This window comes from Paraburkholderia sp. ZP32-5 (genome assembly GCF_021390495.1).
Classification (GTDB): Bacteria; Pseudomonadota; Gammaproteobacteria; order Burkholderiales; family Burkholderiaceae; genus Paraburkholderia.
In genome coordinates this window covers 2,474,303-2,498,210 of record NZ_JAJEJP010000002.1, presented here as the reverse complement: position 1 = coordinate 2,498,210, position 23,908 = coordinate 2,474,303, and the positions used below count along the sequence as shown (strand labels likewise).

26 protein-coding genes are annotated in these 23,908 nt (G+C 60.5%); 22 read left to right on the top strand and 4 right to left on the bottom strand.

Going from position 1 to position 23,908, the window contains the following annotated elements; translation table 11 throughout:
- Positions 1 to 13 precede the first annotated feature (13 nt).
- Positions 14 to 1,720, bottom strand: coding sequence for an FAD-dependent oxidoreductase (locus tag L0U82_RS29915; protein ID WP_233836731.1), 1,707 nt, complete (start codon positions 1,718 to 1,720; stop codon positions 14 to 16).
- A gap of 323 nt (positions 1,721 to 2,043) precedes the next feature.
- On the opposite strand from L0U82_RS29915, the gene L0U82_RS29910 reads away from it, so the two are divergent.
- Positions 2,044 to 2,283, top strand: coding sequence for a hypothetical protein (locus tag L0U82_RS29910; RefSeq protein WP_233836729.1), 240 nt, complete (start codon positions 2,044 to 2,046; stop codon positions 2,281 to 2,283).
- 54 nt (positions 2,284 to 2,337) lie between these two features.
- Here L0U82_RS29910 and L0U82_RS29905 read toward each other — a convergent pair whose 3' ends face one another.
- A complete protein-coding gene (locus L0U82_RS29905) occupies positions 2,338 to 3,258 on the bottom strand; it encodes a LysR family transcriptional regulator (RefSeq protein ID WP_233836727.1) in 921 nt (306 codons plus the stop codon).
- A 226-nt stretch (positions 3,259 to 3,484) separates the two neighbouring features.
- On the opposite strand from L0U82_RS29905, the gene L0U82_RS29900 reads away from it, so the two are divergent.
- On the top strand, positions 3,485 to 4,201 hold the full coding sequence (locus tag L0U82_RS29900; RefSeq protein WP_233836725.1) for a type 1 glutamine amidotransferase domain-containing protein: 717 nt from the start codon (positions 3,485 to 3,487) through the stop codon (positions 4,199 to 4,201).
- Between the two features lie 248 nt (positions 4,202 to 4,449).
- Here L0U82_RS29900 and L0U82_RS29895 read toward each other — a convergent pair whose 3' ends face one another.
- Both L0U82_RS29895 and L0U82_RS29890 read right to left on the bottom strand, forming a co-directional pair.
- The gene (locus L0U82_RS29895) at positions 4,450 to 5,547 is read right to left on the bottom strand and encodes a porin (protein WP_233836723.1); all 1,098 of its coding nucleotides are present in this window, start codon (positions 5,545 to 5,547) and stop codon (positions 4,450 to 4,452) included.
- 84 nt (positions 5,548 to 5,631) lie between these two features.
- On the bottom strand, positions 5,632 to 6,942 hold the full coding sequence (locus tag L0U82_RS29890) for an MFS transporter (RefSeq protein ID WP_233836720.1): 1,311 nt from the start codon (positions 6,940 to 6,942) through the stop codon (positions 5,632 to 5,634).
- A 332-nt stretch (positions 6,943 to 7,274) separates the two neighbouring features.
- Here L0U82_RS29890 and L0U82_RS29885 point away from each other — a divergent pair, with 332 nt between their 5' ends.
- The 20 genes from L0U82_RS29885 to L0U82_RS29790 all read left to right on the top strand — a co-directional run bounded on the left by L0U82_RS29885 (position 7,275) and on the right by L0U82_RS29790 (position 23,864).
- Positions 7,275 to 8,447 carry an iron-containing alcohol dehydrogenase family protein gene (locus L0U82_RS29885; protein ID WP_233836718.1) on the top strand — a complete coding sequence of 391 codons (1,173 nt, stop codon included), beginning with the start codon at positions 7,275 to 7,277 and terminating at the stop codon, positions 8,445 to 8,447.
- Positions 8,444 to 9,862, top strand: a complete 1,419-nt coding sequence (locus L0U82_RS29880) for an MmgE/PrpD family protein (protein WP_233836717.1) — start codon at positions 8,444 to 8,446, stop codon at positions 9,860 to 9,862. The genes L0U82_RS29885 and L0U82_RS29880 overlap by 4 nt, the downstream gene beginning before the upstream one ends.
- Before the next feature lie 188 nt (positions 9,863 to 10,050).
- Positions 10,051 to 10,629, top strand: coding sequence for a TetR/AcrR family transcriptional regulator (locus L0U82_RS29875; RefSeq protein ID WP_233836716.1), 579 nt, complete (start codon positions 10,051 to 10,053; stop codon positions 10,627 to 10,629).
- A gap of 154 nt (positions 10,630 to 10,783) precedes the next feature.
- Positions 10,784 to 12,100 (top strand): aromatic ring-hydroxylating oxygenase subunit alpha, encoded by a 1,317-nt coding sequence (locus L0U82_RS29870; protein ID WP_233836715.1) that lies wholly within the window; start codon positions 10,784 to 10,786, stop codon positions 12,098 to 12,100.
- A gap of 18 nt (positions 12,101 to 12,118) precedes the next feature.
- Complete coding sequence (locus tag L0U82_RS29865) at positions 12,119 to 12,481, top strand: hypothetical protein (RefSeq protein ID WP_233836714.1); 363 nt, start codon at positions 12,119 to 12,121, stop codon at positions 12,479 to 12,481.
- 17 nt (positions 12,482 to 12,498) lie between these two features.
- Positions 12,499 to 12,912 (top strand): cupin domain-containing protein, encoded by a 414-nt coding sequence (locus tag L0U82_RS29860; RefSeq protein WP_233836713.1) that lies wholly within the window; start codon positions 12,499 to 12,501, stop codon positions 12,910 to 12,912.
- Positions 12,912 to 13,205 carry a cupin domain-containing protein gene (locus L0U82_RS29855; protein ID WP_233836712.1) on the top strand — a complete coding sequence of 98 codons (294 nt, stop codon included), beginning with the start codon at positions 12,912 to 12,914 and terminating at the stop codon, positions 13,203 to 13,205. Before L0U82_RS29860 ends, L0U82_RS29855 begins: the two co-directional genes overlap by 1 nt.
- Positions 13,205 to 14,461 carry an NAD(P)/FAD-dependent oxidoreductase gene (locus L0U82_RS29850; RefSeq protein ID WP_233836709.1) on the top strand — a complete coding sequence of 419 codons (1,257 nt, stop codon included), beginning with the start codon at positions 13,205 to 13,207 and terminating at the stop codon, positions 14,459 to 14,461. The genes L0U82_RS29855 and L0U82_RS29850 overlap by 1 nt, the downstream gene beginning before the upstream one ends.
- A complete protein-coding gene (locus tag L0U82_RS29845; protein ID WP_233836707.1) occupies positions 14,458 to 15,045 on the top strand; it encodes a nuclear transport factor 2 family protein in 588 nt (195 codons plus the stop codon). Before L0U82_RS29850 ends, L0U82_RS29845 begins: the two co-directional genes overlap by 4 nt.
- A complete protein-coding gene (locus L0U82_RS29840; protein ID WP_233836705.1) occupies positions 15,042 to 15,839 on the top strand; it encodes a dihydroorotate dehydrogenase electron transfer subunit in 798 nt (265 codons plus the stop codon). Before L0U82_RS29845 ends, L0U82_RS29840 begins: the two co-directional genes overlap by 4 nt.
- Positions 15,839 to 16,744, top strand: a complete 906-nt coding sequence (locus L0U82_RS29835; RefSeq protein WP_233836704.1) for a dihydroorotate dehydrogenase — start codon at positions 15,839 to 15,841, stop codon at positions 16,742 to 16,744. The genes L0U82_RS29840 and L0U82_RS29835 overlap by 1 nt, the downstream gene beginning before the upstream one ends.
- 10 nt (positions 16,745 to 16,754) lie before the next feature.
- Positions 16,755 to 17,123 (top strand): non-heme iron oxygenase ferredoxin subunit, encoded by a 369-nt coding sequence (locus tag L0U82_RS29830; protein ID WP_233836703.1) that lies wholly within the window; start codon positions 16,755 to 16,757, stop codon positions 17,121 to 17,123.
- Between the two features lie 2 nt (positions 17,124 to 17,125).
- Positions 17,126 to 18,154: an asparaginase gene (locus tag L0U82_RS29825; RefSeq protein WP_233836702.1), complete on the top strand. Its 1,029-nt coding sequence runs from the start codon at positions 17,126 to 17,128 to the stop codon at positions 18,152 to 18,154.
- Between the two features lie 14 nt (positions 18,155 to 18,168).
- Entirely contained in the window at positions 18,169 to 18,885 is a 717-nt protein-coding gene (locus L0U82_RS29820) for a maleate cis-trans isomerase family protein (RefSeq protein WP_442793682.1), read from the top strand.
- Between the two features lie 412 nt (positions 18,886 to 19,297).
- Entirely contained in the window at positions 19,298 to 19,588 is a 291-nt protein-coding gene (locus L0U82_RS29815) for a YciI family protein (RefSeq protein WP_233836700.1), read from the top strand.
- Entirely contained in the window at positions 19,578 to 20,657 is a 1,080-nt protein-coding gene (locus tag L0U82_RS29810; RefSeq protein ID WP_233836699.1) for a maleylacetate reductase, read from the top strand. Before L0U82_RS29815 ends, L0U82_RS29810 begins: the two co-directional genes overlap by 11 nt.
- A gap of 40 nt (positions 20,658 to 20,697) precedes the next feature.
- The gene (gene nbaC, locus L0U82_RS29805) at positions 20,698 to 21,246 is read left to right on the top strand and encodes a 3-hydroxyanthranilate 3,4-dioxygenase (RefSeq protein WP_233836698.1); all 549 of its coding nucleotides are present in this window, start codon (positions 20,698 to 20,700) and stop codon (positions 21,244 to 21,246) included.
- A 3-nt stretch (positions 21,247 to 21,249) separates the two neighbouring features.
- Positions 21,250 to 21,567 (top strand): YciI family protein, encoded by a 318-nt coding sequence (locus L0U82_RS29800; protein ID WP_233836697.1) that lies wholly within the window; start codon positions 21,250 to 21,252, stop codon positions 21,565 to 21,567.
- A gap of 11 nt (positions 21,568 to 21,578) precedes the next feature.
- The gene (locus L0U82_RS29795; RefSeq protein WP_233836695.1) at positions 21,579 to 22,853 is read left to right on the top strand and encodes an amidase family protein; all 1,275 of its coding nucleotides are present in this window, start codon (positions 21,579 to 21,581) and stop codon (positions 22,851 to 22,853) included.
- Positions 22,854 to 22,922: 69 nt separating this feature from the next.
- Complete coding sequence (locus L0U82_RS29790; RefSeq protein ID WP_233836694.1) at positions 22,923 to 23,864, top strand: LysR substrate-binding domain-containing protein; 942 nt, start codon at positions 22,923 to 22,925, stop codon at positions 23,862 to 23,864.
- Positions 23,865 to 23,908 lie beyond the last annotated feature (44 nt).

Below are 23,908 nucleotides of genomic sequence, written 5' to 3'. Positions count from 1 at the left end.
CGCAATGGAGAAGTTAGCAAGGCTGATATTCGCCGGAGCGCGCGGCAAGCGCCTGATGGATCTGCGCGACCACCGCCGCGCCTTCGCCTACCGCCGCCGCGACGCGCTTCGTCGAACCGGCGCGCGCATCGCCGATCGCGTACACGCCTTTTACCGATGTTTCCAGATCGCACGCCGAATCGCTGCCGGTCAGAACGAAGCCTTTGCTGTCGAGCTGTACGCCGCAGGTGCGTAGCCATGCGGTGTTCGGTTGCGCGCCGGTGAACAGGAACAGATGGCGCAGATCGAAGCGATCCGCACCGTCGGGCAGCGGCGCCTTCAGGCCGATGCACGACAGCCCCGTATCGTCTGTTTCGAGCCAACCGACTTCGCTGTGCGGATGCACGGTCACGTTCGGCAGTGAGCGGATGCGGTCGATCAGATAGCGCGACATCGTCGCTTCGAAGCCGCCGCGGCGAATCAGCACGTGAATGTGCGCGCAGTGCGACGCCAGATAGACGATGCCCTGGCCGGCCGAATTGCCGCCGCCCACCACGACGATTTCCTGATGCCTGCACAGTTTCGCTTCGACCGGCGACGCCCAGTAATAGACGCCGCGGCCGTCGAGCTTGTCGAGCCCATCCAGATTCGCGCCGCGATACACGGCGCCGCTCGCGATCACGATCGAATGCGCGCGGATGTTGCCGATGCGAAGGCCCTTCTTGCAGGTGAGTTCGAGCCGATGCGGATGTTCGTCGCAGTGCAGCGCCTTGACCGTCATCGGAATCGCGATGTGCGCGCCGAACTTCTGCGCCTGCGCGAATGCGCGGCCGGCCAGCGCCTGGCCCGAGATGCCGGTCGGGAAACCCAGGTAGTTCTCGATGCGCGAACTGGCGCCCGCCTGGCCGCCCGGCGCGCGGCTGTCGAGCACGACCACCGACAGCCCTTCGGAGGCGGCGTAAACCGCCGTAGCGAGCCCCGCGGGCCCCGCGCCGACGATCGCCACGTCGTACACGCACTGCTCGTCGAGGTCCGGCAGCAGGCCGAGATGCGAGGCCAGTTCGGGATCGGTCGGGCGGCGCAGCACCTTGCCGTCCGGGCAGATCACGAGCGGCAGATCGTCGGCTTCCGCGCCGAATTCTTCAGTGAGGCGAAACGCCTCTTCATCGCTTTCGTCGACGACCGTATGCGGATGGCTGTTACGCGTCAGGAAGCCTTGCAGCGACCGTAGCCGCGCGTCGTGACTCTTGCCGACCAGCACCGGCCCGGCACCTTGCTCGATCAGCGCAACGCGCCGCAGGATCAGCGCGCGCATCATGCGCTCGCCGATTTCGGCTTCCGCGACGATCAGCTCGCGCAGGCGGTCCGGTGCGATTACCACTGCGCTGACGGGCTCGACCGCGGTGCCGTCGACCAGCGACGGGCGGCCGGACAGTTGGCCCACTTCAGCGGAGAACTGCGACGGACCATGCTCGGTGACCGTGTGCTCGACGCCATGCCGGTCGCGGCGGGTCATGCGTACCCGGCCCGACAGTATCACGAGCATGCCTGGGCTCGGATGGCCGGATTTATAGACCTGCTCGCCGGCCTGCCAGTCGCGCAGTTCGCCGAAGCGGCGTACGCGCTCGAGTTCCGCGCGCGTCAGCGTCGGAAACATCTGATGCTGTCGTGTCGACAGCGACGAATAGGGTGCGTCGGAAACTTGAGTGCCTTGCACTTCGGCATCGGGCGTTAAAAGCATCGGGCCAATCCTGGAGTCGATAGTGTGATCTTCACTTCCGTGATGCAATAAAAGCTGCTCGCGCGGAGGCGGGCACTGCGCAGTCTAGCCGATTGCACGTCAGTGCACCGAGACCTGGATCTGTACCACAATGGTGTGAATATTCTGGACTGTCGTGTCGAATGACACAAGCGGGCGTGGGTCTCGCTGGTCGGACGCTTGCCGGTGTGTCCAGCCGCGCTTGACGTGGATCAACGACGCAACGTGGCGCGCGATTACGCTTGAGGTGCGGTTTCACGGCGCGAGCGTTCGCGAAGTGCGAGCGCAAAGACAAGGAGCATTCAATGACTATTTCGGCAAACGCGCGGCAGGGAAGCTGGACCGTGAGCGTGCAGACCGATGCCGTGAAAGACGGCGGCTTCCAGGCGACGATCCACGTCACGCATGCGTCGCCAGGCGGCGACTTCGAACATACGTTTCATCATTCGACGATCTTCGTCACGGAGCGCGACGCGGTACTGGAAGGCTTGCGCGAAGGCATGACATGGATTGCGTTGAAGTCGACGAAGACCATTGCGGTGTAGTGCGCGCGCCGGGCGTGAAGGCCATCAACGATCATCTGGAATATCCAGTCGTCCTCACGCCGATGTAACGGAGTGCTGCGGCTTCTCACAGTCTTCGAGAATCGCGCAGAGCGCGTCGAAGACAAGGCGAACGCGCGCCGGTACCGGGGTTCGGTGAGGCCGGTACACATACAGTGTCGATGGCGGAGGATTCAGCCGATCCAGCAGCGTCACCACATAGCCTTCGCGCAACAAAGGCAGTGCGAGATGCCCCGGTAATTGCCCGATACCGATGCCGGCGGCAACGGCTTCGCACTCGCTCTCGGGATCGTCGGTGATGAACACGGGGTTCGTCGGGATGTGCTGATCGCCGTCGTTGAACATCAGCGGCCACGGCCTTCCGGTGTTCCTGTCGATCAGCGTCGTCAACGGCGCCTGCAATAGTGCGTCCCTGTTTGCCGGAGTCCCGATGCGCTTCAGCAGCGCAGGCGCGGCGACGAAATGCAACGATGCCGTCGAAACCGATCGCGCGATAAAGCGATTGTCGCGCACCGGGCCGATTCGAACGCCGATGTCGATCTGCTCGTCCACGACATCCGCCAGGATTTCCGACAGACGCAAGTCGACGATCAGTTGAGGATGTTGTGCCAGCAACGGCGCGAGGCCGCGCGTAATGAAGCGTCGACCCAGTGCGCCAGGCGTCGCGATCCGAACCACACCGCTCAACTCGTCGTGCGCACTCGCGAGACTCGAAGAGAAGATGTCATCGATGCCGGCAATCGCCTGCGCGCTTCTGAGCGCGAATGACTCGCCGAAATGCGTCAAGCGAACCCCGCGCGTACTCCGATGAAATAGCGGCTCGCCTATTTCTTCCTCCAGCTTCTTGACGACCCGGGTTATCACCTGAGGCGATATGCCCAGCCGGGTCGCCGCGTCGCGAAAGTTCAGGCTTTCCGCCGCGATACAGAAGATACGTAGCGCGTCGAATCGGTTCATGTATCGCTCCGGACAGCATTCCTCAGGCAGGAATTGTGAAATCGCATCGGGTTCATTTACGGCCAGATCGTTGATCGTCACACTGCTTCCAGTCGAATCGACTGACCGCTCGCGTGCGGCGTAGAACGCCTGGCAGTATCGCAGAGAGCGACATCCTTTGCATGCCGGCTTTCGAATAGCCGGCCGTGTTCCGGCACATAACGAGCCTTACTTTAAGGAAGATTGCATGCACTCAGTTTTGATGATTCTCACTGGCGCGACCTCATGGACGCAGAAAGACGGCATGCGGCGTCCGAGCGGTTTCTGGGCCGAAGAATTCGCCACTCCGCACGAAGTGCTGAGCGCGGCTGGCGTGACGATTACGATTGCGACGCCGGGCGGAAAGCCGGCCACGGTCGATCAGGTTAGCCTTTCCGCGCAAGCGAATCAGGGCGATGTGGCGAAGACCGAAGCGCTGTCCGCTTACCTCGACAAGCACGAGGATGTACTCAAATCGCCGCTTCGTATCGAAGACCTCGACGTGTCCGAATTCGATGTCGTCTTCGTGCCCGGCGGGCATGGCCCGATGCAGGACCTGGCCGTGGACGAAGCCGTCGGCAACGCGCTGAGCACTGCGCTGGCCGACCGGGACATGATCGTCGCAGCCGTTTGCCATGGGCAGGCCAGCTTTCTTTCAGCCGGCGATGCGACTAGCTGGGCATTCAAGGGGCGCCGGATGACCGCGTTTACGAACGTTGAAGAAACACAGGTCGGCCTCGCGGCAAACGCGCCGTGGTTGCTCGAAGATCGGTTGCGCGATGCCGGCGCATCGTTCGATGCGGGTGCGCCGTGGAGTTCGCATGTCGTGATCGACGGTAACCTCGTGACCGGACAGAACCCGCAGTCGGCAGCCGCGACCGCGAAGGCGGTGCTGGATTTGCTGGCGTCGCGCCAACCGCGCTAAGCAACGGCGCTTGCCAGGACATTCCGGTTAGCCTGTGGTCGGGCTAACCGGGACCAGCGGAAAGACTCACGCGTTCTGCGGTGTAGGGCGCTGAACGAATACAAGCCACGTGTACACGCAACCAATGAGAAGTAACAGACCCGTCATCAGAAACACCGCGCGCAAACCGATGTAATTCGACACAGCGGCAGCGAGCAACGGGCCCGCAACCTGACCGACGAATTGAAATGAAACGGAAATCAGACGGGTCAAAACGAATGATGGACGCCGGTGTATAGCGCAAACTGGTTTGCACCCGACGACGGGCCATTCGAATAGATCACGGCCTTCGCGCCGCCCGTCGCATGCTGGTAAGCCACGGCGGCGTAGATCGATGTCGATTTCGACAGGAAGTGTTGTTCCACCGCGCTGACTTGCGTCCAGCGGTAACTATCGAGTGTCGACGTGTACGCGGTCACGTCCATCTGATTGAACGGGTTCGGACGGAAACTGGTCCCCGCCTCGTAGGTTTGGAATGTATCGGCATCCGGGCCATGTTCGAGACGTACGTTCGTGTATAGCGCGTGCAGCGAGAAGCGTCCCAGGTCGTAGACGAAAGCCGCGGCGAGGTTGGAAAGCTTGTCGGCGACATAGGTCGTCGAGCCGTCTACGCCCTGAAACGAACTGATGCCGATGCTGTTGCCGATACTCGTCGCGCGGTTTGCCTCGATTTCGTAAGTGACGGCGGCGCGGATCGGACCGGAGTTGTAATTGACGCCGTAACCGGTGCTGCGACCGTAGCCGAAATTGGTCGTATTGCCGAGACTGATTTCCGCCGCGGCCTGAAGTCCGCGCCACGACGGAGTGGTGTAGCGCACCATGTTGTCGTTGAGTGCCTTGCTGCTCGTGGTTAACTCGTCGATATTGCCGGGGTGGTAGTTTTCGTAAATGTCAGCGAGAACCGACGAGGTCAGTGGATTGACCCACGTGCTGGCGATCGACGGGCCGTGACCCATCGTGACCGTGCCGTAGTCGTTCGAGGACAGCGAGATCAATGCCTTGCGGTTGAACATCGAGCCTGGATTCGTGCCCTGGCCGTTGGTTACCGTGAAGCCGTTTTCCAACTGGAAGATGGCTTTCAGGCCGCCGCCCAGATCTTCCACGCCGCGCAAGCCCCACTTGTCGGGTTCGCTATTGCCCGAGACCGCCTGCACGACATGACCGCCGCCGATGTTGCTCGTGTAATTGACGCCGAAATCGACACTGCCATACAACGTGACGCTGCTTTGCGCCTGTGCCGCGCCTGACGCGAGTCCTGCTGTCGCCGCCGCGATGAGCGTGGCGCTAACTTTTGTTATTTTGGTCAAGATATTGAACCCCGTGAAAAAATGAAAGGAACTGCGCGGGTTGCGAGAATGCGCGCGGCTGTCTTGCTGTAAATCAGAAGAGGGCTACGCGGCGGCCTGGGAGCGCGGCGTGACGCCCACGACCAGCGCGGTAACCGAGGCAACGCAGCCGAACGCCACGAAGTTCCACAACGGGGGCAGGCTCATCGAAGCGAGCACACCGCCCAGCATCGGGCCGAACATCGCACCAGCGCGGCCGACCAGCACCGCGTAGCCGCTTGCCGCACCCCGTGCGCGCGGGCCGTACCAGCCGGAGATATAGCCAAGCATCACGAGCGCGACGCCGATGCTGCCGAAGCCTGCGAGCGCGACGAAGAAGTAGTTGATCAGCGTGACGTGTGAGAAGGGCAGTGCGGCGATGCCGAATGCGCCGACGATGAATGACAGCGAGATCGTGCGACGTGTGCCGAAATGGTCCGCGATACGGCCGATCAGCACGCCGCCGATTGCCGATGACAGATCGAAAACGATCATGAATGTCAGCGACGAACCGAGGTCGTAGCCGCTTCGGCGCATCAATTGCGGAAGCCACGAACCGAGCCCGTAAATCACGATCATCGCGGTGAACTGCGCGATGCCATGCAGAATCGTCGCGGCAATCATCTTGCTCGAGAAGATTTCAATCAGGCCGGAAATCATGCTCTGACGCGGAGCATCGCTAGCCTTCGCACTGTGGTCGACCGATTCCCAACTCAGGCCGTGTCTTTTGAGCAATGCGGAGGCTTTGTCTTTCAGATTGCGCGCGAGCAGGAAGTCGAGCGACTCCGGCAGCATGGCAATCATCAGTGGCGTAAAAAGCAGCGGAATGCCGCCGATCGCGACGACCGGGCGCCAGTTGCCGTCTTTCATCAGCAGGATGCCGGCGAACGCGGAAAGCAGCGCACCGAGTGGATAGCCCGAGTACATCAGCGCGAAGTTCAGGTTGCGCTTTTCGAGCGGCGAATATTCGACCGTCAAAGCCGCGGCAACCGGAATCAGCCCGCCGAGACCGACGCCGCCGATGAAGCGCGCGATCGAGAACAGTTCCGGTGACGGTGCCCAGGCGGCAGCCAGCATGGACAGTGAGAAGAGCGCCACGCAACCGATCAGTGGACGCTTACGGCCTACCACGTCCGACATCAGGCTGATGATGGCCGCGCCGATGACCGTGCCTACCAGCGCCGCGCTACTCATCGCGCCGATCTGAATCGGATTGAGATGCCAGACCGGATCGACCGACAACACCGGGATGATCGTTCCCATCACGCCGACGTCGTAGCCTTCGGAAAGAATCGCCGACCAGCACAGCAGCAGGACCAGATTGGCTAGCCGGTCGGGAATATGAGTGAGAGAACTCTTGTTGGATGGGAGGGCCATATTTTTAGCGGGCGAGGAGCTACCCAGGTATCGAAGGTGATCGTTGTGTGTAGTGGTTCGACTTTCGTGGCGATTGCGTTGCGCACGAATAACAGAATCACATTCCTTTTTAATATGCGAAATCAGGGTTTTCTCCAATACTGCGCGGAAAATTGGCGCCCTGCGTCGTGCTCGGACGGCGGCGCGTTTTGTTTGAAAGTGGCTTAAATATAAGGGGTTATGGGGGCGTGAGTGGTCAATCGACCCGCTGCTTCGTTGCGTCGATGAATTTGTGGGTGCTATAGTGATATTCGGTTTTGCATGCTTCTAACCAGGTTCGAGGAAACTTTCATATGTACAACGGGAACATCGGGGATTGGCCCAAGCACGTGGAATTCGGTCGTGCGAGCCTGAGTCGGATTCGCGACGTGATGGATCGCATCGGCGCGAAGCGCGCGGTCGTGATGTGCGGCAACAGCGTGGCGAGCGGCCCGATGCTCACGATGGTCAAGAACGCGCTGGGTGACAGATACGCCGGAGTGTTCACGGGCGTTCGCGCGCATACCCCGCTCGAAGATGTTCTCGTTGCCGCCGCGGAAATCCAGAAGCTTCAGGCGGACGTGGTTGTGTCGGTCGGCGGCGGCAGTGCGATCGATGCGGCAAAGGGTGTCGTGCTCGCACTCGCCACCGGCGGCGACTACGATCCCTATGCAATCAAATACGCGGACAAGGGCATGCAGCGCGCGTCGCTCGGCGCGGCCACGCTTCGTCATATCGCGGTTCCGACCACCGCGGGTTCCGCAAGCGATGTGATGCCTACCGCGGGTATTCGCGACGTGGCCGCTAATCGCAAGCTATTGTTCTGGGATTCGGCACTGGTTCCGGACGCAACGATTCTCGATCCCGAAATGGCCGTATTCGCAGGCGCGAAGCTGACCGCGGCGAGTGGCATGACCGCCGTTGCACGTGCAATCGAATCGTTGTATTCGAAGGACCGCAATCCGATCGCGACGGGTCTGGCTTTGCACGCAGCCCGTTTGATGCGCAAATCGCTGCCGGTCGCCGTCGAACATCCCGACGATCTGGATGCGCGCGCCGACTGCCAGTTTGCCTGCGTAATGTCCGGTACGGCCGCGATCAATTCGATGGTGTCGGTTGTGCACGCAATCGGCCATGTGGTCGGCGGTCGTTATGGCCTGCAGCACGGCATTTCGCACGGCATCATGCTCGCCCCGGCACTCCGCAAGTTGCTGCCGATGGCAGGCGGTGACGCGCACCGCTACGTGCTCGACGCGCTCGGCTGCGAGCAGACGGATTCGGTGACGGACGCCGCAAATACTGCGGCGAACGCAATCGGCGCGCTGCTTGCCAGACTGCCGTTGCCGCAACGTTTGCGTGACGTCGGTGTGACCGAAGAGGAAATCGCCGATATCGCCCATCACACAATGGGCGACTACATGATGGCGAATCTGCCGGGCCCGCTGGGCGAACAGGATGTCGAAGCGCTGCTGCGGGAGGCATGGTGAACGAATCCATTTCGAACCGGCTTGCGCAATTTGCCGCGACGCTCGAATGGAAGAACATTCCAGCGGACGTTCGCGAGCAGGTACGTTTGCGGGTACTTGATACGACGGGTCTTATCGTCGTCGGTGCGAACACGCAAGCGGTACGCGCCGCGGAGGCTTTTGCGCGCGACTATGGCGCGAGTATCGGTGGTATCGGCGGTAGCGGGCCGGGCAGCACGGTGATCGGTTCACGGACAGTTGTGCCACCCAGCATTGCCGCGCTGGTGCACGGCGTATCGAGTCATTGCCGCGATTTCGACGATACATTCGTCGATTCGGTCGTGCACACCGGCAGCGTCGTGATGCCGGTAGCACTGGCCATGGCCGAAGCGCTCGATGCAACGCCGGAAGATTTCGGCGCGGCAGTCGTTGCCGGTTACGAGATCGCGGCGCGTATAGGTGGCGCTGCCGGGCGCAAATTCCACGAACACAATCTGCACGCAACAGGCATCGTCGGGCCGCTCGCGGCGGCAGTGACAGCCGGACGTCTGATGCGGTTATCCGCCGGGCAGATCAGTTCGTCACTCGGTCTTGCCGCGAGTATGTCCGGCGGTCTGATGGCGTTCACAGTCGATGGCGGATGGTCGAAATGGCTGCACGCGGGATGGGCGGCGCACGGCGGCATCGTGGCGGCGTCGATGGCAAAGCGTGGATTCCAGGGGCCCGCTTTCGCGATCGAAGGACCCAAGGGCCTTTACGGTGCGTTGCTGCACGGTGAATCCATCGACCTGTCGAATCTCACGGAAAGCCTCGGAACACTGTGGCCGGGCGCCGCTTCGGAATTCAAGTACTACCCGTGCGCTCACGTCACCCATCCGTACATCGACGCGGTGCTGGATTTGATGAAGCGGCATGGACTGACCGCGGACGACATCGAACGGATCGACTGTTATATCGCGCCATGGGCCGCGGCCATCGTTGCCGAGCCGCGTGAATCGCGTCTGCGTTTTGAAACCGAACTCGAGGCTATTGCGAGTCTGCCGTATCAACTCGCGGTCGCAGCCGTTGACCGTCAGGTCGGCCTCAAGGCACTCGACGCGGATCAGCGTTCGCGCGCGGATCTGAGTGCAATGGCGCAGCGCATTTTCCACGTGACTGATCCGGCGCTTGGGCGCGGTTTTGACGGCAGCGTCGAACTGTTCACCCGAGGCGCGCGGTATGTGCAAAACGTCGTGATGCCGGGTTCGGACATCAATCGGCTGACACAGAAATTCGTCGACAACGTGCAGCCGGTGTTCGACCGCATCAATCCGGATGACGGTACGGTTGTGTATCCGCGCGGCGGCCAGATCGACGCGGCATCGGCAGCTCGTCTGATTCTCGACGGCGGCTGGCAGGCAGTACCATACATCTTGCAGGCCATATCGCCAGGCTGATCATTTGATCTGGATCAGCAGACAGGTAGCAGGCAACAGGCAGCCCGTACGTCGTCGATCGATGTACGGGCTGTTGCCTTATAATCCGGGGAAAATAAGAGTATTGCTCGTTATTGGGGCGAAAATTTCATCACAACAAGGCGGATTGGTCTCCGCTCATAAGCTCACTTCGCATGGCAAGGTAACCAATGGCACAGGTCAAGAAAACAGAGGTACGTGACGCGATCCTTGCGGCCGCTTTCGATCTTTTTTGCAGAAAGGGCTATTCAGCAACAACGATGGCGGAAATTGCCCGCGTAGCCGGTACGACAGTGTCGAATCTGTATATCTATTTCGATTCGAAGCTGACGGTTCTCTACGAAATCAATACGCCCTGGCTGCTCCGTCAGATCCACACGCTCGCGGAACAGGTGCAGAAGTTCAGAACGCCGGAAACGCGCTTGCGGCGTATCTTCCTCGGTATCTGGCGCGACATACCCCAGGCGGATCATTCGTTTGCGAACGCGATGATCGAGGCACTTGCCGGCGCGCCCGAGGGAGCGTCCAAACCGAACAATCTGCTGAGTCAGGCGGAAACGTTGCTGACGCAAATGATCATTGACTCGCTGCCGCCGGAGCGCAGGCATATCGCGGAAAGCAAACTGCTGTCGCACATCATATGGATGGCGTTCGACGGATTCGTCATCAATCAACGCATCGGCGATATACGTGACGGCGATGCGCTGGCCGATCTGATGATCGACCTGCTGTTAGGTGAAAACACCTAACCCTGCTGCTCCGCTGTCCGTCCCACCTAGCCCCGAAGGCCCTGCGCGGTCTTCGGGGCTTTGTTTTTGCGCTTGACAGAAGCTGCGTCTAAAAACAGAATGCTATTCATTATTGGAAGACGCCGCTATCGAGGTCAAAGTTATGCAAGACACTATGGACACCATCCCCGCGCCGGAAGGTACGGTGACCGCGAAGTATCCGGAACTGGGTTCGGGCCTGATTCCGGTCGAGCCGTACATTTCGCCCGAATACTTCGAACGCGAGAAGAAGCACATTTTCAAAAAGACGTGGCTGCACGTCGGCCGCGTCGATCAGATTCCGAAGACCGGCGATTACTTCGTCGCCGATCTCGAAGTGTGCGATACGCAAATCATCGTCGTGCGCAACCGTCAGGGCGAAATCCGCGCGATGCACAACGTCTGCGCGCACCGTCTGAATGAAATCGTCTATGACAAGAAAGGCAATACGCGCAAGTTCTTCTGCAAGTTCCATGGCTGGGCGTACGACCTCGACGGAAACCTGACCGGTGTTCCGGAAGAAAAGCGTTTCTTCAATCTGGAATGCGAGAAATTCGGCCTGAGCCGGGTGGCGTGCGAAGTGTGGCAGGGCTTTATCTTCGTCAACATGAACCCGAATCCGGAGCAGTCGCTGGAAGACTTCATGAAGCCGGTTTTCGGCAGCATCGAAGGCTACCCGTGGGACAAGCTGACGAACGGTTTCCGCTGGACCTCGGTTGTGAACTGCAACTGGAAGCTGGCACTGGATGCATTCCAGGAGGCCTACCACGTCGCTTATGTTCACGGTAATTCGATTGCCGACGCGATCGACAAGTCGGGCGATGAAGAAGGTATGCCGCCGCTCGATGTGATCTGCGGCGAACTGCATCGCCGTCTGTCGATTGCGGGCAACCAGAAGTCGGTCTACGGCAATCCGAAGGCTGTCACCGAAGGCGGCGCGGCAGCGTCGAATGCATTGTCGGATGCCGCTAGCGCGCGCCCGATTGCCGCCGCCGCGCTGCGCGCCGGCATGGGCAGCGCCAAGGAGCAATTCCCGCTCGACGCACTGCCGGAAGGCGTGAACTGGACGAAGAGCCCGAACTGGCTGTTCGACATGAACGTCATCTTTCCGGATTTCTACGTGTCGTTACGTCCGAACTATTTCCAGGCCTACACGTTCCGGCCGGTGTCGCACAACAGGACGCTGGTCGATGCACGCGTGTTCTACCCGGAAATGACGACACCTGGCGGCCGCTTCTTCCTCGAATACATGAAGGTCGCGCTGCGTGACGTGCTGCTCGAAGATTTCAGCACGCTGGAGCGCACGCAACGTGCGGCGCAAACCGGCGTCAAGACGCACATGATCCTGCAAGACAACGAACTGATGGTGCGTCACGCGTACCACGTGGTCGAAAACATGATTGCGCAGGGCGAAGCGCGGGATGCTGCTGCGAAGCACGCAGTGGGCAACTAATCTTCACGGAATCCAGAAATGACGAATATCGCAACGCCGTTGCCCGAACAGTTTGCCGAACTCGCCCCCTTTGTCGCGATGTGGGCACTGACCACCGAAACCGAACGCAACACGCAACGCCATACAGTCGGTATGGAAGCCATTCAGGCATTCCGCGACGCGATCATGCCGCGTGTTGACGAAATCATCGCATGGGTGAACCAGTTCCAGTTGGACACCCTCGAGCAGGATCCGCAAGCGCTCACGATGATGAAGCTGCTGCTGTCGCTCGCGGAAATCGCTCCGGCGGTCGAGTTCTACAAGCAGCCGAATGTGATCGACGGCTATGAGTCGCGCCGATTTGCCGCCGACGAAGATTTCGTGCTCTCGCCGCGTCCGTAACCAGAGGGGAGATAGATATGCCTAAATGTCGCGTGTTCGCTATCGATGACAACCTGAAGGCCGTTGTCGAAAACGGTCTGTACATGAAGACGATCATCGGCAAGACGATGAGCGTCGCGGTCGTGAAGTTCGTGCAGGAAAAGGGCACGGCGCTTCCGGCCAAGGCACATGATCACGGCGAGGAGGCCTCGTTTCAGGTCAAAGGTTCGTGTTCGATCTTCGAGGTTCATCCGGACGGCAGCGAGGTTGAGCGCCGGTTGCCGCAGGGCGACGCAATGCTGATTCCAGGCGGTCTCAGTCATTACGGCGTCAATTCGTATGGCGAGGAAGGCGTCAGCATGCGTCTGAATGTCGTGTCGCCGCCGCGCGCCGAATACACCGCCGAGGACGATACGCCTTACTATCCGCTCGCGAACCGGGGTGCTGCGTGATGGAAAACAGAATCGGCTGCACGCATGTGCAAGGCGACAGTACTCAAGGCAATTTGCTGTCGATGGGTTTCGATAACCTCGTCAAAGGCGATGTGCGAGAAGCGGAAACGGGCGGCGAGCAGATCGTCGCTATCGTGGAAGGCATGTTCGACATCAATGCCGCGGGGGAGTCGTATCGGTTGCAGACGGGTGAAGTCATTCTGATTCCACCCGGCGAGCCGCGTCAGATCATTTGCGTGTCGGATACGGGCAAGCTGTATCACGTAAGCACGTTGCCGCAAAGGGATCGGTAATGACCGACGTGCTCCATTCCCACATTGCCGTTGTCGGCGCGGGTCATGCGGGCGGACGCATCGTACAGAATCTGCGTTCGCTTGGCCACCGAGGCAAGATCACGCTGATCGGCAACGAAGCGCACGCGCCTTATGAGCGTCCGCCGCTTTCGAAAGCATGGCTGACGGAAGCGACTGTGCCGTCCGTGACGTTGGAGCCAGCGAGTTTCTGGACGGAAGATGCGCTCGCTGCATCGAACATCGAATTCGTCAACGACGCGGTTGTGCGGCTCGATGTCGAAAAGCGCGTGCTGCATCTGCAGAGTGGTCGTGAAGTTCAGTTCGATCAGATGGTGATCGCAACGGGCGGAGTACCGCGTAACGGTGAAATCCCCGGTGCGGATCTCGCGGGCGTGCATGTACTGCGCTCGATTAACGACAGCGTGATGATTCGCGAAGCACTGTCGAAAAGCCGCGGCATCGCGATCATTGGCGCCGGTGTGATCGGAATGGAAGTCGCGTCGTCGGCGCTGTCGATGAATGCATCGGTGACGGTGATCGAGGGCGGTCCGCGTATTCTTTCGCGGGGCATGACGCCATCGCTGGGCAAATGGCTCGCGAACAAGTACGAGGATCGTGGCGCGCGAATCGAGACCAATGTGAGCGTCAGCGGAATCGAGCGCGGCGTAGATGGTCTGGTCGTGCGTTGTCAGCGTAACGGCGGCCAATCGTTTGAAGTGGCCGCGGATACCGTGCTGATCGCGATAGGCGTGGATTGCAATCCGGCGTTCCTGGACGGCACCGGCATTGGCGGTGCGACCGGTGTGAAGGTCGACGAGTGTTGCCGCGTCGATAGCATGCCATGGCTTTTCGCGGCCGGTGATGTTGCGCACGTGATCCATTCTTCGGAAAAGGATAGCGGCGGGGTACGTCTCGAAACATGGCGCAATGCTGAAAAACAGGCGAAGACCGTAGCGCGGAATCTGCTCGGTGCAACCGAGGTCTACAAGGAAACGCCATGGATGTGGACCGATCTTCTCGGCTACAACATCCAGGTCGTCGGTAGTCTGCGCGATGGTGCCGATGAAGTCGTGCGCGGGTTGCCTGACGAAGGCCCGGCATCGATCCTGCTCGTGCGTGATGGCATCGTGCAGGGGGGCGTTTTGATCAACCAGGGCCGGGAGCGTCGTTTCCTGGAAGGGCTGGTCGAAAGCCGCAAGCCGGTTGACCGCATGAAACTGGCCGACCCCGCTATTGCTTTGAAGAGCTTTGTATGACCATCGTACGTTCATTCGAGCCGATGCCGGCGGAGTCGGGCAGCAGTCTGGAAACACGCGTGCTTCGACTCGAAGCCATCGAAGCGATCCGCGCGTTGAAAGCCCATTACAGCGCGCTGGCCGACGCGAAATATACGTCCGACTACGAGCGTATCCCGAGCGATCAGATGGATCGCATTGCAGGCGAGCAGGCCGCATGTTTTACGCACGATGCGGTATGGGCCGGCGGTAATGATTTCGGCGACGATCTGACCGGCCGCGAAGCGCTGCACGCATGGTTCAGGCGCTCGCCGTGGCGCTTCGCGATGCATTACTACACCAGCGAATCGATTCGCGTCAGCGCGAACGGTAACGAAGCCGAGGCGTACTGGCGTCTTATGCAAGTGGCCATTCGCTCGGACACTGCGCGTGCAGTGTGGCTTGGCGCGGTCACGCACGAAAGATACCGGTTCGAAGAGGGTCGTTGGTTGATCAGCTATATGCGCTTCAGCGATCTGCAGATGATGGAACTTGCCGACACGACGTTGCCTGTCTCCAGCGCACTTGCCGGACTCGATGCAATTCGCCAGCGATCCGCATCATGACAGCACATGACAACGTTGAACCAGAGATTGTCGAGCATCTGTGCGAGGTGATCAGCAACGAGCCGGTCAACGCGGAATATCGTCATCTGATTCTGTTGCCACCGCATCGTGCGGCACTCGCTTTGCCGGGGCAGTTCTTCCATCTGCAATGCGGCGATGCATTTCTGCGGCGCCCAATGAGCGTTTATCGTGCGGCGCCTGACCAGCTTGAATTCCTCTACAAAGTTCACGGTGCCGGTACGCAGGCACTCGCTGCGTTGCGGCCGAAAGACATTCTCAACGCGCTCGGGCCTTTAGGAAAAGGCTTTGCCCCACCGGCCGCAACGAAGCACGTATTGTTGATTGCACGCGGTGTTGGCCTGGCGACGCTCTGTCCACTCGCCGCTCATTCCGCAGCGTGCGGTGCGGAAGTGACAGCAGTATTGAGTGCGCGGACACGTGCGCTCGTGATGTCCGAAGCGCGGTTGCGCGAATCATGCGGCCATGTCGAAGTGGTTTCCGACGAAGACGGTACCAGCGATATCAAACAACTCGAAGAACAACTGCGTTGGCTGCACGCGGCGCGTCCTTTCGATTACATCGCCACATGCGGATCGAAGCGGATTACCGCACTGATGCATCGGCTTGCCAGCGAATGGGGAATAGCCGGTGAAGTCGCGGTGGAACAGAGAATGGGCTGCGGCGTTGGCTCATGCTACGCGTGCGTGCTACCGATGCGCACCAGCTGCGACGACTTCACCTATAAGCGGGTGTGCTGGGATGGTCCTGTCTTCAATCTCCGGGAAGTAGCGTGATGTCGGATTTAAGCGTCGAGATTGGCAGCGTGCAACTGGACAATCCGGTGATGCCTGGGTCCGGCACATTCGCGGAGGGTCATGCCCGGGTATTCGACCTGAACCGTCTTGGCGCGATCGTCACCAAGACCATCACACATGATGTCCGTGAAGGTGTGCCGCCGCCGCGCGTCGCCGAATTTCGTGACGCCACGCTATTTTCGATCGGTATTCCGAGCAAGGGCGTCGATTACTACCTGAATACCACGGTGCCGTTTTATCGGCGCTTCACGCCACCGCTTATTGGCAGCATTTCGGCCGACACGGTCGAAGAATTCGGCGCGCTCGCAACCAAACTGGCCGGATCCGGAATTGCAGCGCTCGAAGCCAATGTGTCGTGTCCGAATCTGAAGAAAGACGGCAAGGCGTTCGGCATGGACCCCGAGGCGACGTATCTGGTTGTGCGGGCCATGAAGGCAGCCGGCGTGCCCGTGTGGGCCAAGATGACCCCGAACGCGGGCAACCTTATCGACGTGGCGAAGGCGGCGCAGGAAGCCGGCGCGGATGCGCTTATCGTGGGTAACGCAATTCTCGCGATGGCGATCGACGTTGAAACGTGCATGCCGCGCGTCGCCAACGTAATGGGCGGAATCACGGGCGCGGCGACGAAACCCATCATGCTGAGAATGGCCTACCAATGTGCGAAGGCGGTATCCATTCCGGTGATTGGTTGCGGTGGCATCGGCTCGGCGGAGGACGTCGTCGAATTCATGCTGGCAGGCTGTACCGCGGTGCAGGTAGGTACCGCGAATTTTCGCTCGCCCGGCATCATGCCGACCATCATCGATCAACTCCATGCGTTCTGTGAACGTCGCGGCATCGAGCATCTTCGCGACCTCATTGGCGCAATGAAACCATACGAATAAAGGATTTACCGTGAGCGTTATTCCTATCATCCCGGCTGACGAAACACGCACTGCGCCGCCGGTGGATGGCTGGTACGCGGTCGGGTCGCCCGAGGAATTGTTCGGTGACAACGACTGTAAGGGCCTCGTACTCGAGGGCGTCAAGGTCGGTGTGTTCCGCGTGGACAACGATATTTTCGCAATCGACGATATCTGTACCCATGGCTACGCGCTGCTGAGCGAAGGGTATCTGGAAGGTCACGAGATCGAATGTCCGCTACATGGCGGGCTGGTCGATGTGCGCGACGGCAAGGCCTGCACGGCGCCCATCGTTCGGGATACGCGTGCTCATCAGGTGCGTGTCGAGGACGGTCAGATCTTCATCAAACTCTACGGATAAGCATGAGCATTCAACGCAAACCGCGTGTCGCGGTGATCGGCACCGGCGGCACCTTCGCCATGCATGCGCGAGACCCGTTCGACTGGGTCGAATACGCCGACAGCGGCATTGTGCATCCAATCGGGCATTTGCTGGAAACGCTCGGTGAATTGGCACCCGGCGTTGAAATCGTGCCGATCGACTTTCGCAGCCTCGGTAGCGTCGCGATTCAGCCGACCGACTGGCTCGAACTCGCGCGTCTGATCGACAGGTCTGCAAAGGCCGATCCGTCGATCACCGGATTTGTCGTCACGCACGGCACCGCGACGATGGAGGAAACCGCGTGGTTCCTGCAAATCGTGCTGGATATCGAACAGCCGGTGATTATCACGGGTGCGCAGAGACCCGCGAATACAGCGGGGAGCGACGTACCTGCCAATCTGCGTGCCGCCATTAGCGCGGCGAGCACACCGGGCTCACGCAATGCCGGCGTGCTGGTTGCGATGGATGGCTGGCTCTTCGATGCACGCGATGTAACGAAAGCCGCGAGCTTCGAACTGAATGCATTCGAAGCGCCGCCATTCGGTCCGCTGGCGCGCGTCGAGCCCGACGGTTCGGTGACGTGGCGGCGCAAGGCCGCGCAGATCAATTCGTTTGCACACAAGCTGCTCGACGACGAATCGATCACGTTGCCGCGTGTCGATATCGTGTTGTCATATGCGGGCGCGGACGGCACCGTTATTGACGCGTTGGTGCAAGCGGGTTCGCGCTGTATTATCAGTGCCGGGCTGGTGCCGGGGCGCCCCGCATCCGGCGAGATTGCAGCCTATCGGCGGGCCGTCGAGCAGGGTGTAGTCGTGGTGCAATCGAGTCGTGCCGCGCGCGGCTGTGTGCCGGTGCAGCGCTTTCTGAAAGCCGATGGCATCCTTTCGGGCAATGATCTTGCGCCGCAGAAACTGCGCATCGCAATGATGGTTGCGCTTGCAGTCTACGAGTCGACTACTGCGGAGCAGTTGCAGGCGCAATTACAGGCGCTATTGAGCGCACTCTGAACGAGGTATTCACGATGTCGCAGGGATTCGGTTGGCGAGCAAAAATCGGACAGTTATATCCGTCCGGTGGGCAGTGCGATTTCGAGACTCAAATCATGGCGCCGGAAGGCGTGCAATTCGTGACGACGCGTCTGCCATTCCGTAAAACGGGTCTTGAAGACGATGCGGCACTCGTGAACGATATCGAGAAGCACGCCAGTCTCTGCGCCGATGCCGAAGTCGATTTGATGCTGCTGAACTGCACCGCGGCGGGCATCGTGGTCGGCCCCGAAGTGATCAACGCGCGCGTCGAGCAGGCAACCGGCGTGAAATCGACCACGACGATTGAAGCCGTCATGGCCGGCATGAAGGCGGCGAAATTCAGGTACATCGGTTTGATGACACCGTACCCGCAGGAAGTGGTCGATCATGAAGTCGAATTCCTGAGCAGCCAAGGGTACGACGTGGTCGTATGTGCGGGTACGCCTTGCGGTAACCCCGTCGATCAAGGCCGTATTTCACCCGCGCAGTGGGTCGAGACGGCAAAGTCGATGCTGGGGTGGCAGATTGATGGCCTGCTGGTTAGCTGCGCCGGTATCCAGATAAGCGGCGTGATCGGGCAGATTGAGAGCCTGCTCGGCGTACCTGTCGTCGCAAGCAATCAGGCAGCGGTATGGCACTGCCTGCGAATGCTGAATATCGAGGAGCGCCCCAAGCAATTTGGCGCGCTGCTGGCCGGCAAATTCGATTAGTTTGAAATCCCGTTTCCCCCACTACCCGCCCTTCGCCAAATCTGGCGTACCGCCCAAAAGCGTCGTTGCCCTGGCGTTGCTTCGAGTAACGCCCGAACAAGATGGTCTGATAACTGACCGATACGAATAACGGCGGCAATGGCTTCGCACTGGCTCTCCAGAGCGTCGGTGACAAAATCTCAAGCATGTCCAGCAGCGGGGTAACACGCCCAAGGCGTGTGCGTACCCCCTGTGACACGGGCGACTCTCGCGCCATTCGTATCGGAAGACTTAACCGAAGTGGCAAGCCGGCGGAGGACAAATTCATTCGACTTCGGCGGGTCCCGTCACGATACTGGCGTCGATAGTCACCTCTGGCCGAGCGACCGGGGTCCACCCGATCGCGCCGCGAGCGACATCAGCGGAGTTTCAATTGGATAAGTTTTTCTTCGTATTTCGCGGCATCGATCACGCCGAGTCGCAGCGAATGCGCGACGTGCTGATCGACGCGCATCGCGAGTACGTTCGCCGGCCCGCGCCGGTGACGATGGTTCATGGAGGCCCGCTATATGACGCCGAAGATCGGGTTATCGGCACCTGCCTGATTCTCGAAGCCGGTTCGAAGCCGCAAGTGGATGCATGGCTTGGCGACGAACCGTTCTATCGCGCCGGGCTGTTCGCGATTGCCTCGCTCGAGCGATGGGGGTGGTCGTATGGCCGATAGCGCGAGCGCTGCCAATTTCGCAATCGATCTGTTCGAGCATCGCATCGTTTGGTGCTCACCGTTTGCCGAAGTGCTGGCGGACGAGCTTACTTCGGTGGGTATTCGGCGGTTTCTGCTGCTGAGTTCTGAAGAGCTGGCACGCCGTTTCGATGCCGTCGCGGGCGACGCCGTGCAGCGTCTGATCGCGGACCGTTTCACCGGCATCGTCTCGCACGTACCCGAAGCCAGTGTGATCAATGCGACCGATGCAGCGCGAAATTGCGACGCCGATGGACTCCTTGCGTTCGGCGGCGGTTCTTCGCTCGATACCGCGAAAGCGGTTAGCGATCGTCTGGGTCTTCCGATTATTGCAGTACCAACCAATTTTTCCGGTTCCGAAGTCACGTGGAATTTCGGCCTGACGGCGAACGGCGCAAAGCAGACCGTGAGAAATCCCGCGGTGCTGCCGAAAACGGTCATCTACGATCACTCGCTACTTCGGAGCCTGCCACTCGATGTCGCGGTATGCAGCGGCATCAATGCGGTGGCTCACGCAATCGAAGCGCTCTATGCGCCGCAGGCTAATCCGCTCACACATGCTCTGGCTGAAACAGGAATTCGAAAGATGATCGGCGGGCTGCGGGAGTGGGCGGCATCGCAGCAATCCTCCGATCATGCGGCGCAGCTTTGCCTGACCGGCTCCTGGCTTTGCGGCGAAGTGTTATCGCAGGTGGGGATGGGATTGCATCACCGCATCTGCCACGTCCTCGGCGGCGCCTTCGGCCTTCCGCATGCGCAGACTCATACCGTGCTTTTGCCGTATTCGGTCGAATGGAACTTCGATCATGCGGCGGCTTTGGCACCGCTCGCCGACCTGTTCCCCGAACAGACTTTCGCCGGAGGCCTTGCCGGATTTTCCGCGCTGCACGGTGCACCCAGGTCGCTTCGGGAATTGGGTCTGACGATCGAACAGATACCGGAAGTGGCGCAAAAGGTTCTGGAAACGCCTGTGGCGAACCCGCGACCCGTCAATACCTGCGACGTTCGCGCGCTCCTTACCCGGGCGTATACAGGCGCACTGTCGGCATAGCGCCGGCACATCGATTCAAATCATCATGCAGGAGCAGAACATGAAGATACCTGAGGCATTTAATCTGGAAGCGTGGACGGAGGAGAATCTGCCGACTTCGCTCGGCGCCATTGGCAATCGCGAGGTCTTCAAGAAAACCGACTTCATCTTTCAGGTCATCAAAGGTCCGAACGCGCGCAACGATTTTCATATCGATCCGTGGGACGAAATCTTCTATCAACTGAGCGGGCATATCTTCGTCGACACCGTCGAGGACGGTAAGGTCATCCGGCATCGCATCAATGAAGGCGAGATTTTCCATTTGCCCAAGAACGTGTTTCACTCGCCGCGTCGTCCGCCGGGCAGCGTGGGGGTGGTGATCGAGCGGCCGCGTGCGGAAGGCGAAGAAGACGGCATTGCGTGGTTTTGCGAAAACTGCGGAAACATGCTGCATAGCGTGTATTTCTGGTGCGAGGACATCGAAACGAATCTCAGGCGCTACGTTCAGGAATTCAACGACGACGAGCATCTGCGGACCTGCAAGCAATGCGCCACGGTGCTGCCCGATCCGACGAAAACGCCGCAATGGGAAGGCGACGACTGGAGATAAGCGATGCTCTACATTCTTTATTGCCGGGACGATCCGGTCGTGTCGGCGCAGATTCGCGCGACGTATAAGGACGCGCATCTCGCGTATCTGGCCGAGCATGCGGGCGTGATCGTTCTCGGTGGAGCGATGCTTGCCGAAGAGGGCGACACGCGAGTCGGCAGCACGCTCGTTCTGAATGTCAAAAGCCGCGCTGAAGCAGAAGCATTTTCGTTGAACGAGCCTTTTCGCCGCGCGGGACTGTACGCAAGCGTCGACATTACGAGGATGCGCCGTGCTCAATGGCGTCCCGAGTTGGCGCCGCAATCGGTGGACGGCAATTAGATCGGATGGCGATGACTGGAACGATCCTGCAGGCAATCGAGCAGGCGCTCGATCGCGCCCGCGCCGATGAATGGAACTGCTTGTCCGATGTATTGCGCGACCGCGCGCTCGATCAGGCGGCGCAACTGGACCGCCGGATCGCGGCGGGGTTCGCGGTGCCGCCGCTTGCCGGGCTGCCGTATGTGGTCAAGAGTCTGTTCGATGTAAAGGGCGCTTGCACCCTTGCGGGGGGACCCGCAGACGCCAGCTTGCCGGTGGCCGCCGATGATGCCCAGCTCGTGCGCGAGTTGACGGACGCAGGCGCGATTCTGATCGGCATCGGGCAGATGGACGAGTACGCGTATGGCTTTTTCGGCAACAGTCCGCACCACGGCCGGGTACTCAATCCGATCTATCGGGAACGGGTCAGCGGCGGCTCGTCGAGCGGTTCGGCGGCCGCGGTGGCGGCGGGCATCGTGCCGTTTGCGGTGGGCTCCGACACGAACGGTTCGGTACGGGTGCCGGCCGCTTTTTGCGGCATCTTTTCACTGAAGCCGAGCTATGGCCGTTTGCCGTTGGCGGGCAGTATGCCGCTTGCGCAAAGCCTCGATCATGCGGGCATTCTCGCCGACTCGCTGGATACGCTCGCATCGGTGTGGTTCGCGCTGGACCCCGCTGGTTTGCCGTCGGTGGACCGCGACACGCTGAGGCTGGGATGGGCGGCGGGCGACTATCGCGATCTGAGCAGCGCACCTGTGCGCGCAGCTCTGGTTCAGATCCAGTCCCAATGGCCCGGCAGCGCGGAAGTCGAATTGCTGCATGTCGAAGAGAGTTTGGCTACCGCGTCGCGGCTGACGGCGTTCGAAGCGGCGGCGAATCATCGGGCGAGATTGCGTGACCAGCCCGGCCTTTATAGCGACGCTGTCGCACGCCGGCTGGCGGCGGGAGCCCGGATCCGCACCGCCGATTACGAACTCGCGAAGCATGCGCAGAATCGTATCGGGCGCGCGGTGCGCCAAACCTTCAGTGCCGACGGGATCGACGTTCTCATCGCACCTGTTGCGCCGGTGAACGGGCTCGGACTCGATGAGCCTCATGTGACGCTTGGCGGCAACGAGGTCACAGCCGCCGATGCCGCGGGTCTATTTACCCGGCCGTTCTCGCTGACCGGATTGCCGGTGCTAACGATCCCGGCTGCGCGAGACGATCGGGGCGGCCCGCTCACTGCGTTGCAATTGATCGGGCGACCCGGCGAAGAGCGGACGCTGTTTGCTTGCGCGCGGGAACTATTGCGACCTGTGGATTAGTGCGAATAGCAAAGCGCGAGGAAATTTGTCATTCTGGCGTCACCCGAAGACTTCCTGCGAGTGATCGATATGAATCCGCTTCGTTCGCGCCTGAAGATACGACACATTCAGGTGACGCTGGCGATTGCCAACATGGGCAATCTGCTGCGCGCGGCACAATCGCTGAACATTACCCAACCCGCTATTTCGAAAGCGCTTGCCGAAGTCGAGGAAGTGATCGGCGAGCGTCTGTTCGACCGCACGCCGTTCGGCACGAAACCGACACCCGCCGGCGAAGCGCTGATTCAGTACGGCCGGAACGTACTGACCGACATGGACCGGATGTACGACGCGCTCGAAGCGGTGCGGCGAGGCGAAGCCGGCACGCTGCGTGTCGGCGTGTTTTCGCTGATCGCGCAATGGGAGCCGATCACGCGCGCACTGATCCGTTTGCGCGATGCGTCGAGAGGTCTGTCGCTGGTGATCGAAGACGGCAACATGGAAGACCTCGTGCCGAAACTGGAGGCGGGGAGTCTCGACGTGATCGTGGGCCGCTATCCGTACGCGAGTCAGCAGCAGCACCACACCGTCAGAGGCCTCGGACCGGATGGCATCGTCGCCGTCGTGCGCACCGGGCATCCGGTGCTGAAGATCGAGTCGCCCGATCTGGCGAGTCTGATGGCCTACACGTGGATTCTGCCGCCCGAACGGAACATCGTGAGAATGCAACTCGAGATGGAGATCGCCGCAGCCCGCCTGTCGCTCACCGCGACGCCGATGACTTCGCTGGCCATGCCGGTCAACGTGCGCCTCGTGCAGTCGACCGATTGCATCATGTTGATGCCGCACTGCGTGGCCAGAGAGGAGACGCGCGCGCGACGTCTTGCGATCGTGCCCGTCGACCTGCCGGTGAGCGTGGGGCCGTTAATCGCGATGTGGCGAAGCGAACGCGTGATCGACCGTCTGCGCGACACGTTCGTCGATCTGCTCGTGGATGAGACCGCCGCGTCGGCGCCAGAGCCCGCGGAGTAGCAACGCGTGTGAGCCGACTTTGCCATCTGGTTAAGTGAGCCCAC

Excerpts from the sequence above, each read along its gene's own strand:
- L0U82_RS29855 (WP_233836712.1), top strand. The coding sequence starts at position 12,912 with ATGGAAAACAGAATCGGCTGCACGCATGTGCAAGGCGACAGTACTCAA.
- L0U82_RS29845 (WP_233836707.1), top strand. The coding sequence starts at position 14,458 with ATGACCATCGTACGTTCATTCGAGCCGATGCCGGCGGAGTCGGGCAGC.
- L0U82_RS29800 (WP_233836697.1), top strand. The coding sequence starts at position 21,250 with ATGCTCTACATTCTTTATTGCCGGGACGATCCGGTCGTGTCGGCGCAG.
- L0U82_RS29795 (WP_233836695.1), top strand. The coding sequence starts at position 21,579 with ATGACTGGAACGATCCTGCAGGCAATCGAGCAGGCGCTCGATCGCGCC.
- nbaC (WP_233836698.1), top strand. The coding sequence starts at position 20,698 with ATGAAGATACCTGAGGCATTTAATCTGGAAGCGTGGACGGAGGAGAAT.
- L0U82_RS29885 (WP_233836718.1), top strand. The coding sequence starts at position 7,275 with ATGTACAACGGGAACATCGGGGATTGGCCCAAGCACGTGGAATTCGGT.
- L0U82_RS29910 (WP_233836729.1), top strand. The coding sequence starts at position 2,044 with ATGACTATTTCGGCAAACGCGCGGCAGGGAAGCTGGACCGTGAGCGTG.
- L0U82_RS29875 (WP_233836716.1), top strand. The coding sequence starts at position 10,051 with ATGGCACAGGTCAAGAAAACAGAGGTACGTGACGCGATCCTTGCGGCC.
- L0U82_RS29840 (WP_233836705.1), top strand. The coding sequence starts at position 15,042 with ATGACAGCACATGACAACGTTGAACCAGAGATTGTCGAGCATCTGTGC.
- L0U82_RS29915 (WP_233836731.1), bottom strand. The coding sequence starts at position 1,720 with ATGCTTTTAACGCCCGATGCCGAAGTGCAAGGCACTCAAGTTTCCGAC.
- L0U82_RS29865 (WP_233836714.1), top strand. The coding sequence starts at position 12,119 with ATGACGAATATCGCAACGCCGTTGCCCGAACAGTTTGCCGAACTCGCC.
- L0U82_RS29900 (WP_233836725.1), top strand. The coding sequence starts at position 3,485 with ATGCACTCAGTTTTGATGATTCTCACTGGCGCGACCTCATGGACGCAG.
- L0U82_RS29820 (WP_442793682.1), top strand. The coding sequence starts at position 18,169 with ATGTCGCAGGGATTCGGTTGGCGAGCAAAAATCGGACAGTTATATCCG.
- L0U82_RS29905 (WP_233836727.1), bottom strand. The coding sequence starts at position 3,258 with ATGAACCGATTCGACGCGCTACGTATCTTCTGTATCGCGGCGGAAAGC.
- L0U82_RS29890 (WP_233836720.1), bottom strand. The coding sequence starts at position 6,942 with ATGGCCCTCCCATCCAACAAGAGTTCTCTCACTCATATTCCCGACCGG.
- L0U82_RS29860 (WP_233836713.1), top strand. The coding sequence starts at position 12,499 with ATGCCTAAATGTCGCGTGTTCGCTATCGATGACAACCTGAAGGCCGTT.
- L0U82_RS29790 (WP_233836694.1), top strand. The coding sequence starts at position 22,923 with ATGAATCCGCTTCGTTCGCGCCTGAAGATACGACACATTCAGGTGACG.
- L0U82_RS29835 (WP_233836704.1), top strand. The coding sequence starts at position 15,839 with ATGTCGGATTTAAGCGTCGAGATTGGCAGCGTGCAACTGGACAATCCG.
- L0U82_RS29870 (WP_233836715.1), top strand. The coding sequence starts at position 10,784 with ATGGACACCATCCCCGCGCCGGAAGGTACGGTGACCGCGAAGTATCCG.
- L0U82_RS29825 (WP_233836702.1), top strand. The coding sequence starts at position 17,126 with ATGAGCATTCAACGCAAACCGCGTGTCGCGGTGATCGGCACCGGCGGC.
- L0U82_RS29810 (WP_233836699.1), top strand. The coding sequence starts at position 19,578 with ATGGCCGATAGCGCGAGCGCTGCCAATTTCGCAATCGATCTGTTCGAG.
- L0U82_RS29850 (WP_233836709.1), top strand. The coding sequence starts at position 13,205 with ATGACCGACGTGCTCCATTCCCACATTGCCGTTGTCGGCGCGGGTCAT.